At 45.9% G+C, this 13,483-nt stretch carries 11 protein-coding genes; 5 read left to right on the forward strand and 6 right to left on the reverse strand.

Going from position 1 to position 13,483, the window contains the following annotated elements; genetic code table 11:
- The first annotated feature begins 256 nt into the window (after positions 1 to 256).
- Positions 257 to 2,083, forward strand: a complete 1,827-nt coding sequence (gene treZ, locus QZW47_RS23735; protein WP_293132468.1) for a malto-oligosyltrehalose trehalohydrolase — start codon at positions 257 to 259, stop codon at positions 2,081 to 2,083.
- Between the two features lie 27 nt (positions 2,084 to 2,110).
- Here treZ and QZW47_RS23740 read toward each other — a convergent pair whose 3' ends face one another.
- Entirely contained in the window at positions 2,111 to 2,533 is a 423-nt protein-coding gene (locus QZW47_RS23740; RefSeq protein ID WP_293132471.1) for a hypothetical protein, read from the reverse strand.
- Between the two features lie 401 nt (positions 2,534 to 2,934).
- Here QZW47_RS23740 and treY point away from each other — a divergent pair, with 401 nt between their 5' ends.
- Positions 2,935 to 5,730, forward strand: coding sequence for a malto-oligosyltrehalose synthase (gene treY, locus QZW47_RS23745; protein ID WP_293132562.1), 2,796 nt, complete (start codon positions 2,935 to 2,937; stop codon positions 5,728 to 5,730).
- A 220-nt stretch (positions 5,731 to 5,950) separates the two neighbouring features.
- Here treY and QZW47_RS23750 read toward each other — a convergent pair whose 3' ends face one another.
- Positions 5,951 to 6,157, reverse strand: coding sequence for a hypothetical protein (locus QZW47_RS23750; RefSeq protein WP_293132473.1), 207 nt, complete (start codon positions 6,155 to 6,157; stop codon positions 5,951 to 5,953).
- Positions 6,158 to 6,289: 132 nt separating this feature from the next.
- Here QZW47_RS23750 and dnaK point away from each other — a divergent pair, with 132 nt between their 5' ends.
- Positions 6,290 to 8,182: a molecular chaperone DnaK gene (gene dnaK, locus QZW47_RS23755; RefSeq protein WP_293132475.1), complete on the forward strand. Its 1,893-nt coding sequence runs from the start codon at positions 6,290 to 6,292 to the stop codon at positions 8,180 to 8,182.
- 496 nt (positions 8,183 to 8,678) lie between these two features.
- Positions 8,679 to 9,191 carry a DUF4112 domain-containing protein gene (locus QZW47_RS23760; protein WP_293132477.1) on the forward strand — a complete coding sequence of 171 codons (513 nt, stop codon included), beginning with the start codon at positions 8,679 to 8,681 and terminating at the stop codon, positions 9,189 to 9,191.
- A 9-nt stretch (positions 9,192 to 9,200) separates the two neighbouring features.
- On the opposite strand, the gene QZW47_RS23765 is transcribed toward QZW47_RS23760, so the two are convergent.
- Positions 9,201 to 9,341 (reverse strand): hypothetical protein, encoded by a 141-nt coding sequence (locus QZW47_RS23765; RefSeq protein WP_293132479.1) that lies wholly within the window; start codon positions 9,339 to 9,341, stop codon positions 9,201 to 9,203.
- Between the two features lie 303 nt (positions 9,342 to 9,644).
- Between QZW47_RS23765 and QZW47_RS23770 the strand changes: the two genes are divergently transcribed.
- Complete coding sequence (locus tag QZW47_RS23770; protein WP_293132481.1) at positions 9,645 to 9,941, forward strand: hypothetical protein; 297 nt, start codon at positions 9,645 to 9,647, stop codon at positions 9,939 to 9,941.
- Between the two features lie 142 nt (positions 9,942 to 10,083).
- Here the strand turns inward: QZW47_RS23770 and QZW47_RS23775 are convergent, their stop codons facing one another.
- Genes QZW47_RS23775 through QZW47_RS23785 form a run of 3 tightly spaced genes read right to left on the reverse strand, consistent with a single transcriptional unit; the run spans position 10,084 to position 13,272 of the window.
- Positions 10,084 to 10,725, reverse strand: coding sequence for a hypothetical protein (locus tag QZW47_RS23775; protein ID WP_293132484.1), 642 nt, complete (start codon positions 10,723 to 10,725; stop codon positions 10,084 to 10,086).
- Between the two features lie 15 nt (positions 10,726 to 10,740).
- Positions 10,741 to 11,283, reverse strand: a complete 543-nt coding sequence (locus QZW47_RS23780; protein WP_293132487.1) for a hypothetical protein — start codon at positions 11,281 to 11,283, stop codon at positions 10,741 to 10,743.
- A gap of 57 nt (positions 11,284 to 11,340) precedes the next feature.
- Entirely contained in the window at positions 11,341 to 13,272 is a 1,932-nt protein-coding gene (locus QZW47_RS23785) for a pentapeptide repeat-containing protein (protein WP_293132490.1), read from the reverse strand.
- Positions 13,273 to 13,483: the final 211 nt, after the last annotated feature.

Consider the following 13,483-nt stretch of genomic DNA (forward strand, 5'->3'; position numbering starts at 1 on the left):
AAATATTAATTATTGCAGGTGGCCAAGAATGGCGATCGCTAAAAGTGCAGATTCATGGTCTAATTTAGACATGACCAACCGCTACTTTTTAGCCAGCGGTAATTCTAACCGTTGCTCTGTCTAAAGTTAGTTGTTTGTTATTTAAAGTAATATTACCCTCTACACAGGTGCTGGATCTTAACAACATAGCATTTGATTGCGTCCAAAGGGCGATCGATCGCACAACCAACATATTTGATAAGGAGAATAACTCAAAGTGAAGATAGGAGCAAACTACCTCGGCAACAACCAATGTGAATTTACCGTTTGGGCGCCCACCATCAAACAAATGGCAGTCCAAATAGTTTCCCCAGACAAACGCCTCATACCCATGCAACAATCGGCAGCAGGTTACTGGCAAACCACAGCTAAAGACATCGCACCCGGAACCCTTTACACCTACCAACTCGAAGGAAAAACCGACCGACCAGACCCAGCATCCAAATATCAACCCCAAGGCGTACATACACCCTCGCAAGTAATAGATGACAGCGCCTTTGCTTGGACTGATAAAAATTGGCAAGGCGTGCCGCTAGCCGAAATGATTATCTACGAACTGCACGTCGGCACATTCACCCAAGCCGGAACCTTTGAAGCAATCATTCCCCAACTCAAACAACTCACAGAATTGGGAATCAACGCGATCGAAATCATGCCAGTTGCCCAATTTCCAGGCGATCGCAACTGGGGATACGATGGCGTATATCCCTACGCAGTTCAAAACTCCTACGGCGGCCCCGAAGGCTTCAAAAAACTGATCGACGCCTGCCACGAACACGGCATTTCAGTAATACTCGATGTCGTTTACAATCACCTCGGCCCAGAAGGAAACTACCTCAGTCAATTCGGCCCGTACTTTACATCAAAATACGGCTCAATTTGGGGAGACCCCCTCAACTTCGACGACGCCTACAGCGACGGCGTGCGTAACTACTTTATTGAAAACGCCCTCTACTGGTTTCGAGACTATCACATCGATGCCCTGAGATTAGATGCAATTCAAGCCATATTTGAAGTAGGTGCTCGACCGTTTTTGCAAGAACTCTCCGACGCCACAGCCGAGATTTCCCAAGAATTCGGCAGGAAAATTTATTTAATCGCAGAAAGTGACTTAAACGATGTCCGCACAGTACGTCCCAAAGAACTCGGTGGCTTCGGATTAGATGCCCAATGGTGCGACGATTTCCACCACGCACTGCACGCCTTGCTTACCGGAGAAAATGACCGATATTACCAAGACTTCGGCAAGTGTGAACACCTAGAAAAATCATTCAAAGAAAGCTTTGTTTACTCCGGCCAGTATGCACCCCACAGAAAGCGAAAACATGGCAATTCTGTCAAGGATGAACCGGGCGAAAAATTTCTGGTATTTGCCCAAACCCACGACCAAATCGGCAACCGGATTTTAGGAGACCGACTCTCGCAAATAGTTGACTTTGAAGCACTCAAACTCGCAGCGGGTACGGTTTTAATTTCTCCATACATTCCCTTCTTGTTTATGGGCGAAGAATACGGAGAAACAGCACCATTTTTGTACTTTGTTTCCCACTCAGATCCTGACTTAATTGAAGCGATTCGCCAAGACAAACAACAAGAATTTAAAGCTTTTGAAGATCGAGGCGAGTTTCAAGATCCGCAGAGTCCTGAAAGCTTCCAAAAGTGTAAGTTAAACTGGGAGAAACAAACAGCAGGGAAACACAAAAGTCTCTGGGAATGGCACCAACATTTGATTCAACTGCGACGGACAATTCCCGCCCTGAAAAAACTAGACAAAAACAGTCTAGAAGTTTCCTGTATAGAAGCAGAAAAAATCTTATTTCTCCGTCGCTGGACAGATGAAAGCCAGATATTCTGCATTCTAAACTTTAACAAGCAAGAGGTAGCTTGTACTGCTGCATTTCCCCAAGGTAACTGTCACAAAATTTTAGACTCTGCTGATGTAAAATGGATGGGTTCAGGTTCTAGCTTGCCTGAAAAAATAACTTCAGAGCAAGAATTGACTGTTAAGCCGCAGAGTTTCGCACTCTACGAGTTAATCAAATAGTTGGTTGGTTCGAGCAGCAGAGAAACCTCACCTAGTATTTGTCGTAGGGTGCGTCAGCGGGGAAAGATGCTGGAGTCGGTAGCCGTGATGTTGCGCCCGCTGACGCACCCTACCATCACTCTTTGTCGTAGGGTGCGTCAGCGGGGAAATATGCCTGAGTAGGTAGCCGTGATGTTGCGCCCGCTGACGCACCCTACCATCACTCTTTGTCGTAGGGTGCGTCAGCGGGGAAATATGCTGGAGTCGGTAGCCGTGATGTTGCGCCCGCTGACGCACCCTACCATCACTCTTTGTCGTAGTCGTAGGGTGCGTCAGCGGGGAAAGATGCTGGAGTCGGTAGCCGTTATCTTGCGCCCGCTGACGCACCCTACCATCACTCTTTGTCGTAGGGTGCGTCAGCGGGGAAATATGCTTGAGTAGGTAGCCGTTATCTTGCGCCCGCTGACGCACCCTACCATCACCGACACGCCCGTAGGGTGCGTCAGCGGGGAAATATGCTGGAGTCGGTAGCCGTGATGTTGCGCCGGCTGACGCACCCTACCATCACCGACTTCCTAGTCTTCCCGATCCCCCCTAACCCCCCTTAATAAGGGGGGGACAAGAGCATCAAAGTCCCCCGACTATCTCGGGGATTAAAGCGGATCGAAATTCAGCTAAAGGGGACAAGAGCCTTCTCAAAGTCCCCCTTCTTAAGGGGGATTTAGGGGGATCGAAATTCAGATACAAGCGAGATTTTTATATAGTTTTAGTCTTAGGCTGATACTAATACGCTACCGCTCAACCCAATCTACTCTTTCTAATTTCTGTAAATTACCCGATCGACTAATCAATTAGGAGTAAAATTAACAGTGCTGAGAATTCCCACAACCACTTATCGAATTCAATTTCATGCAGGTTTTAACTTTGAAGCTGCCAAACAAATCCTCAGCTATCTGCAAGAATTAGGAATTACCGACATTTACGCCTCGCCGATATTCAAAGCCAGAAAAGGCAGCAGTCACGGATACGATGTGGTTGACTCAAATCAAATCAATCCCGAATTAGGAACCTCAGAAAACTTTGAAGCCCTGACATACGAAATTCAGAAACGGAAGATGGGATGGCTGCAAGATATTGTCCCGAACCACATGGCCTACGATACTCAAAATTTGTTGCTCTTAGACGTATTAGAACACGGCCCGGATTCCGACTATTTCGATTACTTTGATATTGAATGGAATCACGCTTACGAACATCTCAGAGGTCGAGTGCTAGCTCCGCTGTTGGGCAATTTTTATGGCGAATGTCTGGAAAATGGCGAGATTCAACTCAAATACAGTGAGATTGGGCTAACTATCAATTACTATGACTTAAAACTGCCCGTAAAAATTGAATCTTATGCTAATTTCATTAGTCAAAATTTGGGGCACTTAGGCAGGGAATTAGGTAGACGGCATCCAGATTTTATTAAATTCCTGGGAATTCTTTATTTGATTAAGAATACACCTTCTGAAACTAAAGGTAAAGCCCGATACGATCAGATAGCTTTTGTGAAAGGACTGCTGTGGGAACTCTACAATCAAAATCCCATCGTGCAGGAATTTATCGATGAAAATATCAATTCTTTTAATGGAGAAAAGGGCAATCCCGAAAGCTTTAATTTGCTAGATGGTTTGCTTTCAGAGCAGTTTTACCGCCTGTCATTCTGGAAAGTTGGCGCCGAAGAAATCAACTACCGCAGGTTTTTTACAGTCAACGAATTGATTTCGGTAAAAGTTGAAGAGGTTAAAGTTTTCCACAAAAACCACGCTTTGATCTTCGACATGGTGGAAGAGGGAAAATTTACTGGATTGAGAATCGACCACATCGACGGACTTTACGACCCCACAGAATATTTAAAACGCCTCCGCGAGAGAGTTGGAGACACTTACACTACTGTGGAAAAGATTCTGGAACATGAAGAAGATTTGCCCTCCTATTGGCCGATCGAAGGAACGAGCGGCTACGACTTTTTGAACTACGTAAATGGCGTTTTTTGTCGGTGCGATCGCGAACAGCAGTTTACCGAAATATATCAGAGATTTACTCGCTTGACTGTTCCTTACCAACAGTTATTTTTAGACAAAAAAGGGCTGATTGTTGAGAAGAATTTGGCGGGAGACGTAGACAATCTGGCTCAACTTTTGAAAAATATTTCTGGTCAATCCCGACAGGGAAATGACTTTACTCGTCCGGGTTTGGAAAAAGCGCTGGCTGCGGTTTTGACAATTTTTCCAGTCTACCGAACTTACATAAATCAAGAGGGTTTGCGAGAGTCCGATCGCATTTACGTCAAATATGCGATCGCCCAGGCGAAAGAATTAGTACCGCGACTCCTCAAAGAACTGAAATTTATCGAAACGGTGCTGTTGCTGGAAGAAGAAGAAACCCTGACAGCCGAACAAAAAGAGCAGCGCCGCCACTTTGTGATGAAACTTCAGCAGTTGACAGGCCCGTTGATGGCCAAAGGCGTTGAAGACACATTGCTATACGTCTACTATCGGCTTTTATCCCTCAACGAAGTCGGAGGAAATCCCAGTCAGTTCGGCGTTTCGCTGACCGATTTTCACGAGTTCAACAAGCAGCAGCAAGCAGCTTGGCCTCACAAAATGAATGCTACAGCTACCCACGATACCAAACGGGGCGAAGATGTGCGAGCCAGAATTAATGTACTCTCAGAAATTCCCGATGAATGGGAACAGCAAGTCAGGTCTTGGAGAGAGGTAAACTCTTCTAAGAAAGTCAACTTTGTGAATCGCATGGTTCCCGATACTAACGACGAATACTTCTTTTACCAAACTGTGCTAGGTAGTTTTCCGTTTGAGGGAATTGAAAACACTGATTATGTCGATCGCCTAAAGGATTATGCCATTAAAGCTGTGCGGGAAGCAAAAGTGTACACAGCTTGGCTGAGACCTGACAACGACTACGAAACTGGGTTTATGACCTTTATCGATAGCGTTCTAGAATCAGGCGAACAAAATCAGTTTTTCAAGAAATTTCTACCTTTCTGGAAAAAAGTAGCTGATTACGGAATTTTCAATTCTTTATCTCAAACGCTGCTAAAAATTACGGCGCCCGGAGTTCCCGATATTTATCAAGGCACGGAATTCTGGGATTTAAGCCATGTCGATCCAGATAACCGCCGTCCCGTGGATTTCGATCGCAGAATCGAGGTTTTGCGGTCAATTAAACAGCAAGCTGAAACGGATATTTTGGCACTGGTGGAAGATTTACTGGCAACCCGGGAAGATGCTAGAATTAAGTTGTTTTTGACGGCAAGAGTCCTAGAAGCCCGAAAAAAATACCTGCAAGTTTTTCGCTCCGGCGACTATCGACCTGTGGAAGTAGTCGGCACGTTTAAAGATAATGTGATTGCCTTTGCCCGCAGCTTTGAAGATACTACAATTATCGCGATCGCTCCCCGGTTTTTGACGGGAGTTGTCAAACCGGAAGAAATGGCGATCGGCAAACAAGTCTGGAAAGATACTAATCTAGAATTGTCCGAGCAAATGCCGTCGGTTTGGAAAGATGCCATCACAAATCAGGTGGTTGAAAGTAACGGTACGCTGGCAATTGGTGATGCTCTCGGCTACTTTCCCGCAGCTTTGCTCATCGGTAAAAAATAGCTATCAAAGGCTGGATAATTCAATAATTATCCGAGAAGCCCACCAGGCAGATTGAGCATATGGCTCAATATAGTCCTCCCCGGCACAGCTTAGAAACGAGTAGGGACGCGGCAATGCCGTGTCCTTTTTCAAAATTAGTATTCAATCATATTTGAATTCAAAAACAGCGTCAAGCGTAGCGCTATCGAGCCGGAATCGCCAAAATGGGCATTTCCCCAATTTAGATGCACAAGACGGCAAATACAACACAATATATACGGTTTGCCACAATACCCGAATCGATCGCACCCCGTACATTAGGAAGAGTAAAGAAAAAGCAGTCCAAAGCTGTAGCGGTGCAAGCCCCACCGATGCAACCGTCCCTAACAGGTTCGGTAAACACGCCTTCATCCCAAGGTCTAACCGCCCGCAGTATAGAGATAAGCACCCTATCGAAGACTGTATTAAAGCAGGACTCAGTACCCGTAAACCGCGAGGTAAAAATCGCAGTCCTGAATAACCAGACTATCGCACAGATAGAAAACCAAAATTTTGTAGAGATTGGAGCCGGAACACCCCTATGGGAAAAGTAGTTGGAATTGACTTAGGTACGACAAACTCCTGCGTCGCAGTTATGGAAGGCGGCAAACCCACCGTCATAGCCAACGCCGAAGGGGGTCGCACCACACCTTCCGTAGTAGCATATGCTAAAAATGGCGATCAACTCGTCGGACAAATCGCCAAGCGTCAAGCCGTGATGAACGCCGAAAACACCTTTTACTCAGTAAAACGGTTTATCGGGCGTCGGGTTGACGAAGTAACCCACGAAACCACTGAAGTTTCCTACAAAGTCCTGAAAGTCGGAAACAGCCTCAAACTCGACTGTCCCGCCCGCGGCAAGCAATTCGCTCCGGAAGAAATTTCCGCGCAAGTGTTGCGTAAACTCGTAGAAGATGCCAGCAAATACCTCGGCGAAACTGTTACCCAAGCGGTAATTACAGTGCCCGCTTACTTCAACGACTCCCAGCGCCAAGCTACTAAAGACGCTGGAAAAATTGCCGGTATTGAAGTTCTGCGGATTATTAACGAACCTACAGCGGCGGCTTTAGCCTACGGATTAGATAAAAAGAGCAACGAAACCATTCTCGTATTTGACTTGGGCGGCGGTACTTTCGACGTATCAATTCTCGAAGTCGGCGACGGCGTATTTGAAGTGCTCGCAACTTCTGGAGACACTCACCTCGGCGGTGACGACTTCGACAAAAAAATCGTCGATTTCATCGCTAATGAATTCCAAAGAGCCGAAGGAATTGACCTCCGTAAAGATAAGCAAGCATTGCAACGTCTGACGGAAGCGGCCGAAAAAGCCAAGATTGAACTGTCGAGCGTTACTCAAGCAGAAATCAACTTGCCGTTTATTACTGCGACTCAAGACGGGCCAAAACACTTGGACACCACCTTGACTCGCGGCAAGTTTGAAGAGCTTTGTTCCGATTTGATCGATCGCTCTCGCATTCCTGTAGAAAACGCCATCCGCGACGCCAAACTCGACAAATCTGCAATTAATGAAGTTGTCTTAGTTGGTGGTTCTACACGCATTCCAGCGGTGCAAGAACTCGTCAAAAAAATCCTCGGTAAAGACCCCAACCAAACGGTAAACCCGGATGAAGTGGTCGCAGTCGGTGCAGCAATTCAAGCCGGCGTGCTCGCAGGCGAAGTCAAAGACATCTTGTTGCTCGATGTTACCCCGCTGTCTCTCGGTGTCGAAACCTTGGGCGGCGTGATGACCAAAATCATTCCTCGCAACACCACAATTCCTACCAAGAAGTCGGAAACATTCTCGACTGCTGTAGACGGCCAAACAAACGTAGAAATTCACGTTTTGCAAGGCGAACGGGAACTGGCTAATGACAACAAGGATTTAGGAACTTTCCGTTTAGATGGAGTTCCCCCAGCTCCCCGTGGCGTACCTCAAATTGAAGTTACATTTGATATCGATGCTAACGGTATTTTGAATGTAGCTGCTAAAGATAAAGGTACTGGTAAAGAGCAATCGATCAGCATTACCGGTGCTTCAACTTTGCCCAGCAATGAAGTCGATCGCATGGTTCGCGAAGCCGAATCGAATGCGGCTGCTGACAAGGAACGTCGCGAAAAGATCGATCGCAAAAACCAAGCAGACTCCTTAGCTTATCAAATTGAGAAGCAGTTGGCAGAGTTGGGCGATAAGGTTCCTGAGGCTGACAAAACGAAGGTTGAAGGCTTGATCAAAGACTTGCGGGAGGCGATCGCCAAAGAAGACGACGCAGCCATCAAGACACTGACAACCGAGTTGCAACAAGCATTCTACGCAGTCAGCAGCAACCTGTACCAGCAAGCAGGCGGCCCCACTGACGGTGGTGCAGGCCCGACTGGCGGCCCAACTGGCGGCGACGACGACGTGATTGATGCTGACTTTACTGATGGCAAATAGATGGGGCTTTCCTGGTTAAACTGAGAACAGGTAGCTAGAAGCAAGAAACCCGGTTTTGAAGAGAAACCGGGTTTCTTGCGTATTGTCGAATGTCGAAAGGGCGATCGGACAAAACAACAAAAAATATTACTTGAGACATAGTAAAAAAGCTAAAATATTCTGCAATAAACATCATAAAATAGCAGTAATATGATGTCTGCTCAATTAACCGCAATGAGCAAGGTTCGTAGTGAGGACTTCAGTCCGCTCTCAGGATGCGGACGCCAGGACGCACTACGAACGAACGAACCGTTTTTGTGATGGTAATCGACCGGACATGATATAATAGTAAGCGTGAAAAAACATTGCTACAAAAAAGAAATTAGAGGTTTTTACCTGTAGGGACTTATGCCAAGCTGTCTGCGGCAATTTATGATAATGACAGATAATTTATAGCTTAATAAGCGTATCAACAATTTGTCAAAATAGCAGTAATATCGCAATCGAGAGCAATCAAATGTCACGTTCTCCTATACAAACTCCCGCGACAAATACACTCAACAAATCCCAGACTGCATCCTTACGCCGTCTGCGCCGCATCAGCCACTTACTCGACAATGCAATTCCCATTCCCGGCACAAAATATCGCATCGGACTCGATCCGATATTAGGACTCCTACCGGGCGGCGGCGACTTAATCGGATCGATTTTTGCAGGTTACGTAGTCTTCAAATCCGCGCAACTCGGAGTACCGCAAGAAACCCTAATCCAAATGGCAGCTAACATCGTATTTGATACAGTTGCCGGCACTGTACCGGTTGCTGGAGATTTACTTGATGTTACTTGGAAAGCTAATGTCAAGAATATGGAATTGCTAGACGCTCATTTAGGTAGCCCCGATCCAGGAAAAAAAGCTGACTGGCTGTTTGTCGCTGCTTTGTTGTTAGGTTTGATGTTAATTGTCGGAGGCGTGATTTTCTTGAGCGTGATGCTTTTTGGCTGGGTATTTCGAGTATTTACTGGACGTTGATCTTAAATTTTAGGGTAAAAATGCCGATCGCACTTTCAAAAAACGCTTTTTACCATCATTAGCCCGATCGCCCAAATCTTCGCAATCCCGCATCAAAACACCTAAAATACAGATTGATCCGTGCGATCGACCCTCGAATCTAAAATCCAAAATCTAAAATCCAAAATTGGTTGACGGAGGCCCCCATCTGCGGCTACGCTTTTAAATGAAAGGTTGCTTTGCTTGCACAGGAGGCAACCCGCGTCCCCCAAAAATCTAGTTGCACTCCCTCCACTTCGTTCCACCCAAAGCTGCTACCAACAGCAATGGACAGCATAACCGCCAAACTGGTACTAGCAGTCTGGAGGCTCGGAGTATACTAACATTCTCTGCGGCCGCCCTGCTATGCGTTGAAATGCGGGGCCGCTGGATTTTTGGGTTTCCTTAACCAACCCAAAGTCAGGAGAACATAATATGTCACAGGAATTCGTGCCCGACGAAAACGCATCCGACTGTCCAAATTCGGATTCAGCAGCCGTATCGGAACAGGATGTGCTGCTGGTAACGCTTGTGGGTTCGCCCCAGGGTGTCCGGGAGACGATTCTTACTTTGTACCGATTGGGATTTGCCCAAGTTGGTGATTGGAGTCCCGTACAGCGGGCGGCCAATGCTGGCTCTGTGATGACTGTGCTGATTCGTCGGAAAGTGCGATCCTCTTCGAGGGCTGCGCTAACGACCGATCGTACACCGCCTCGAAAATCTGAAGGGTAAGCGGCTAGGATTTATGCACGGGTAGTCAGAAACCGGGTTTTTGCGAGAATAGGCGTTACAGCACGCAGATTTGCGAAAAAACCCGGTTTCTTTGGTTGAAGTGCGTAAGTCTTGTGTGATTCAGCTTATTTGATATGAGGTTTTAGGGTAACAATAAGAGAGTACCAATCGCGGGCAACAATTTACTGCAAGCTTCAACCAATGTCGCCGCACTCGGTAAACTAGCAATAGTTCCTTTCAAAATTTTCATTGCCGTTTTCCCGGCCTTTTGCATTGTGCTTTCTTGGGGATTTTTTCCTAATTCTGCCAAAGCTTTTACCTGCTCCAATGCTTCAGCTTTATCATCATCAGATAAATTAGTCTCAGACTCGATCGCAGTTTGTAACTCAGTCAACAATTCTTTGATTCCGGGTTTATCAGGTTCAGAAGAATCCGATAATTGATTAATCGTGTTGGCAACTGTGCCGCTGATATCACCCAAACTTAAGGCTCCCGCACCGCTGGCGTTGACAATTCCCCCTGAAATTTCAATCTTACGACTTTGATCGATTTGGTCACTCATAACTTTACTATCAGATGTAGATTTAACTTCATTAGTAATCGTAACATTAACAGGCTGCCTAGCTAGCATTTTTACAAATTCATTTAGCTCCAAACTTTTCTGACGGTAAAATTCTATTTCTCTATTTTTAGCTTGCAGTTCAGATTTGTGCTTGGCTTCTAAATTTGTGATAATTTGCTCATATGCTTGGATAATTCGAGTAAGATTTTCATCACTTTGCATGGTGAGGTTAGTAGTTTATGCTTGCTTATCCTCCTGGATAATATTAATCTTTATGGGTTGTTTAGCTAAAGTTACAGTTAGTTCTCTCATTTCAGCTATTTGCTGGCGATATAAAACGATTTCCTCATCTTTATATTTTAATTCTGCCTTGTATTTTTCGGCGATCGCCCTTAGTAACACAACATCGTCTGATTCGGAGATAGACTCATTTTCTTGACTGAAATTAGCGGTTTCAATTTTGGTTAAGCTTTCCGAAAATGCTTCGGAAATAGCTATTTCTTGACGGTACATGGCAATTTCGCAATCTTTAGCCCGTAATTCAGCTTGATATTTATCTTCAATAGCCTTTAATAGCAGTTCGTAGTTTTGCTTTAAATCGTGATAAGTTATAGCTGGCTTCTCCTCTGTCAGAGTATTGACAAAAATCGCAATTACTCCCTTTTCGGGATTTTCTATACTCTGGATTGACAATTCTGTATTTTGATTGGCAATCGCAGCTTGCAATTGCAGCAGTAATTCTTTAAATTCCGGCTTTTCTGAACCTACTGATACACTCATAGCTTTGATTTGGGCTGTTACGAGAGTTTGACTAAAATTATAGCATTACTGATTTTGTCATGAAGGGCGATCCTCTTCGTTGGCGTAGCCCCCGTAGGGGCGGGCTGCGCTAACGGCTGAATCAGGCAACTGCTCGATGGTGTTTGCTGTTGTACCGCCATTATCTCCTAAACTTAACGATCCGGCACCCGTAGCGTTAACAGTTCCCCCTGAAATATTAAGCTCCCGACTTTGGTCGATGTTGTCGCTGGTGGCTTTACTCTCTGCTTGAGAGTGACTGTTAATGTTGATTATAGGGCTAAATGGTGGCTGAGACGCGATTGCATGATTTAAACCATCTTTTTGAGTAAAAATTCCTTTCATTAATTCTTCAGAATAATATTTGTGAATAGCAATAATTTCATCTTTGTTTTTTAATTTATCGGCTTGCCTTTGAGCTTCTAGCCTTCCTTGATAAACTTCGTCCCAAACTTCCTCAAGTTTTCCCTTATTAGTTTCTTCTGGAACTTTGAGAGTCAGTAAAACATCGTTTGCTTTTTTTTCTATAGATTGAATTGAATCCGGTGTAATATCTGGAAATTCTTGCATCAACTTCTGAAAAGCTGCGGTAAAAGCTTCTGGGTTTATCCCATCTTTGAGCAGGATTTGCACGGTTGTCAAAATTTTCTTATAGAGTTTCTCGAAATCACCCGGTTCAAAACACTTGTTGATGTGGTGAGGGCGGCGTTCGCGATCGTCGGTTCCTGGTTTGGGCTTTTCCAAAAAATAAACAAACCGACAGTCAACGCGATCGAGCTTTGTATTAGCGTCAATGTTCCAAGCTTCCAAACAAGCACCTGTAAAAGAAGCTGCTGTAAAATCTGTTGCCAAGGCTTGAGTTTCTGTAAGGTTTGCAAATTCCAAATTAGCTTTATGCAAGGTTGCTTCGCTGAGGTTAGCGTGCTTGAGATTAGCCTCGTTGAGATTAACGCCTGTCAGGTTTGCCCCTTGAAGATTCGCAGCCACATAAGATTTTTTGTAGCCATTGCCAGTGATGAGTAATTCTCGGACGCGGGTATCAGCTAATATCGAATTACCGACTCGCGTGCGATCGAGTTTTTCTGTATTGCGAAAGCAAGTGCGAGTCAAATTAGCTGTTCTAAAATCTGTGCTTTTAAGCATTGCTTCAGTGAAATTGGCATCAGTTAAATCTGCACTGCGAAAACTGGTACCGCCTGTACCGACAAAGGCAATGGCAACGGTGCGAATCCATGCGTGTTTCTCATCCCCTGCCAGGGCACGCCAAGCAATGTAAATACCTGCCCCTGCCACTGCCCCTGCCACTGCCACTGCCACTGCCCCTGCCACTGCCCCTGCCACTGCCACTGCCACTGCCACTGCCACTGCCACTGCCACTGCCCCTGCCACTGCCCCTGCCCCTGCCACTGCCCCTGCCCCTGCCGCTGCCACTGCCCCTGCCCCTGCCACTGCCGCTGCCCCTGCCGCTGCCCCTGCCGCTGCCGCTGCCGCTGCCGCTGCCACTGCCGCTGCCGCTGCCACTGTCACTGCCCCTGCCGCTGCCGCTACCACTGCCGCTGCCGCTGCCCCTGCCGCTGCCCCTGCCGCTGCCACTGCCCCTGCCACTGCCCCTGCCCCTATACTTTGCCGAATAGTAGCTATAAAGAAGATGGCCAAAACTATCAACACAAGTACACCGGGAATAATCGTATACTGTTTGATGGCATCTGGAGTTAAAAAAACTGTTACCCAAAGACTAACAAAGCCTGAAATCAATCCCGATATTACAGATAGAACTAGCGAGATAGTTACTAGAAAAATTGTCCAGCGCTTTTGCAGTCCAGCTTTGGCACGGGTGAAGTCAGCTTCTCTGAGGATGGCATTAGTGAAGTTTGCGCTTCGGATGTCTGCACCGATGAATTTTGCACCCGTGAGATTTTGACCTTTGAAATTGTGGCCACGGAGATTTTTACCGGAGAAGTCTTGAGGCATAATTTTACCCAGGGAGATAGTAGTTATTTTTTGATTGCCATCCTAGTTGTGGCGATGCCTCTGACAAAAATCTTAACGAATCTGGCTGATTACAGCTTACCTATAATTCAATACGGTTCAGTTAAGACAGTCTAGTCTACCAAACGATATGAAAAATAGACACTGCGATTGCTTCGCTAAGACGCTCGCACTCGCAATGACAAAAAAAATT

The sequence above is a fragment of the Microcoleus sp. bin38.metabat.b11b12b14.051 genome (assembly GCF_013299165.1).
In the GTDB taxonomy this organism is placed as follows: domain Bacteria; phylum Cyanobacteriota; class Cyanobacteriia; order Cyanobacteriales; family Microcoleaceae; genus Microcoleus.

Bases quoted from the DNA above. Each gene is read 5' to 3' on its own strand.
- dnaK (WP_293132475.1), top strand. From the start codon at position 6,290: ATGGGAAAAGTAGTTGGAATTGACTTAGGTACGACAAACTCCTGCGTC.
- QZW47_RS23760 (WP_293132477.1), top strand. From the start codon at position 8,679: ATGTCACGTTCTCCTATACAAACTCCCGCGACAAATACACTCAACAAA.
- QZW47_RS23770 (WP_293132481.1), top strand. From the start codon at position 9,645: ATGTCACAGGAATTCGTGCCCGACGAAAACGCATCCGACTGTCCAAAT.
- QZW47_RS23775 (WP_293132484.1), bottom strand. From the start codon at position 10,725: ATGCAAAGTGATGAAAATCTTACTCGAATTATCCAAGCATATGAGCAA.
- QZW47_RS23780 (WP_293132487.1), bottom strand. From the start codon at position 11,283: ATGAGTGTATCAGTAGGTTCAGAAAAGCCGGAATTTAAAGAATTACTG.
- QZW47_RS23785 (WP_293132490.1), bottom strand. From the start codon at position 13,272: ATGCCTCAAGACTTCTCCGGTAAAAATCTCCGTGGCCACAATTTCAAA.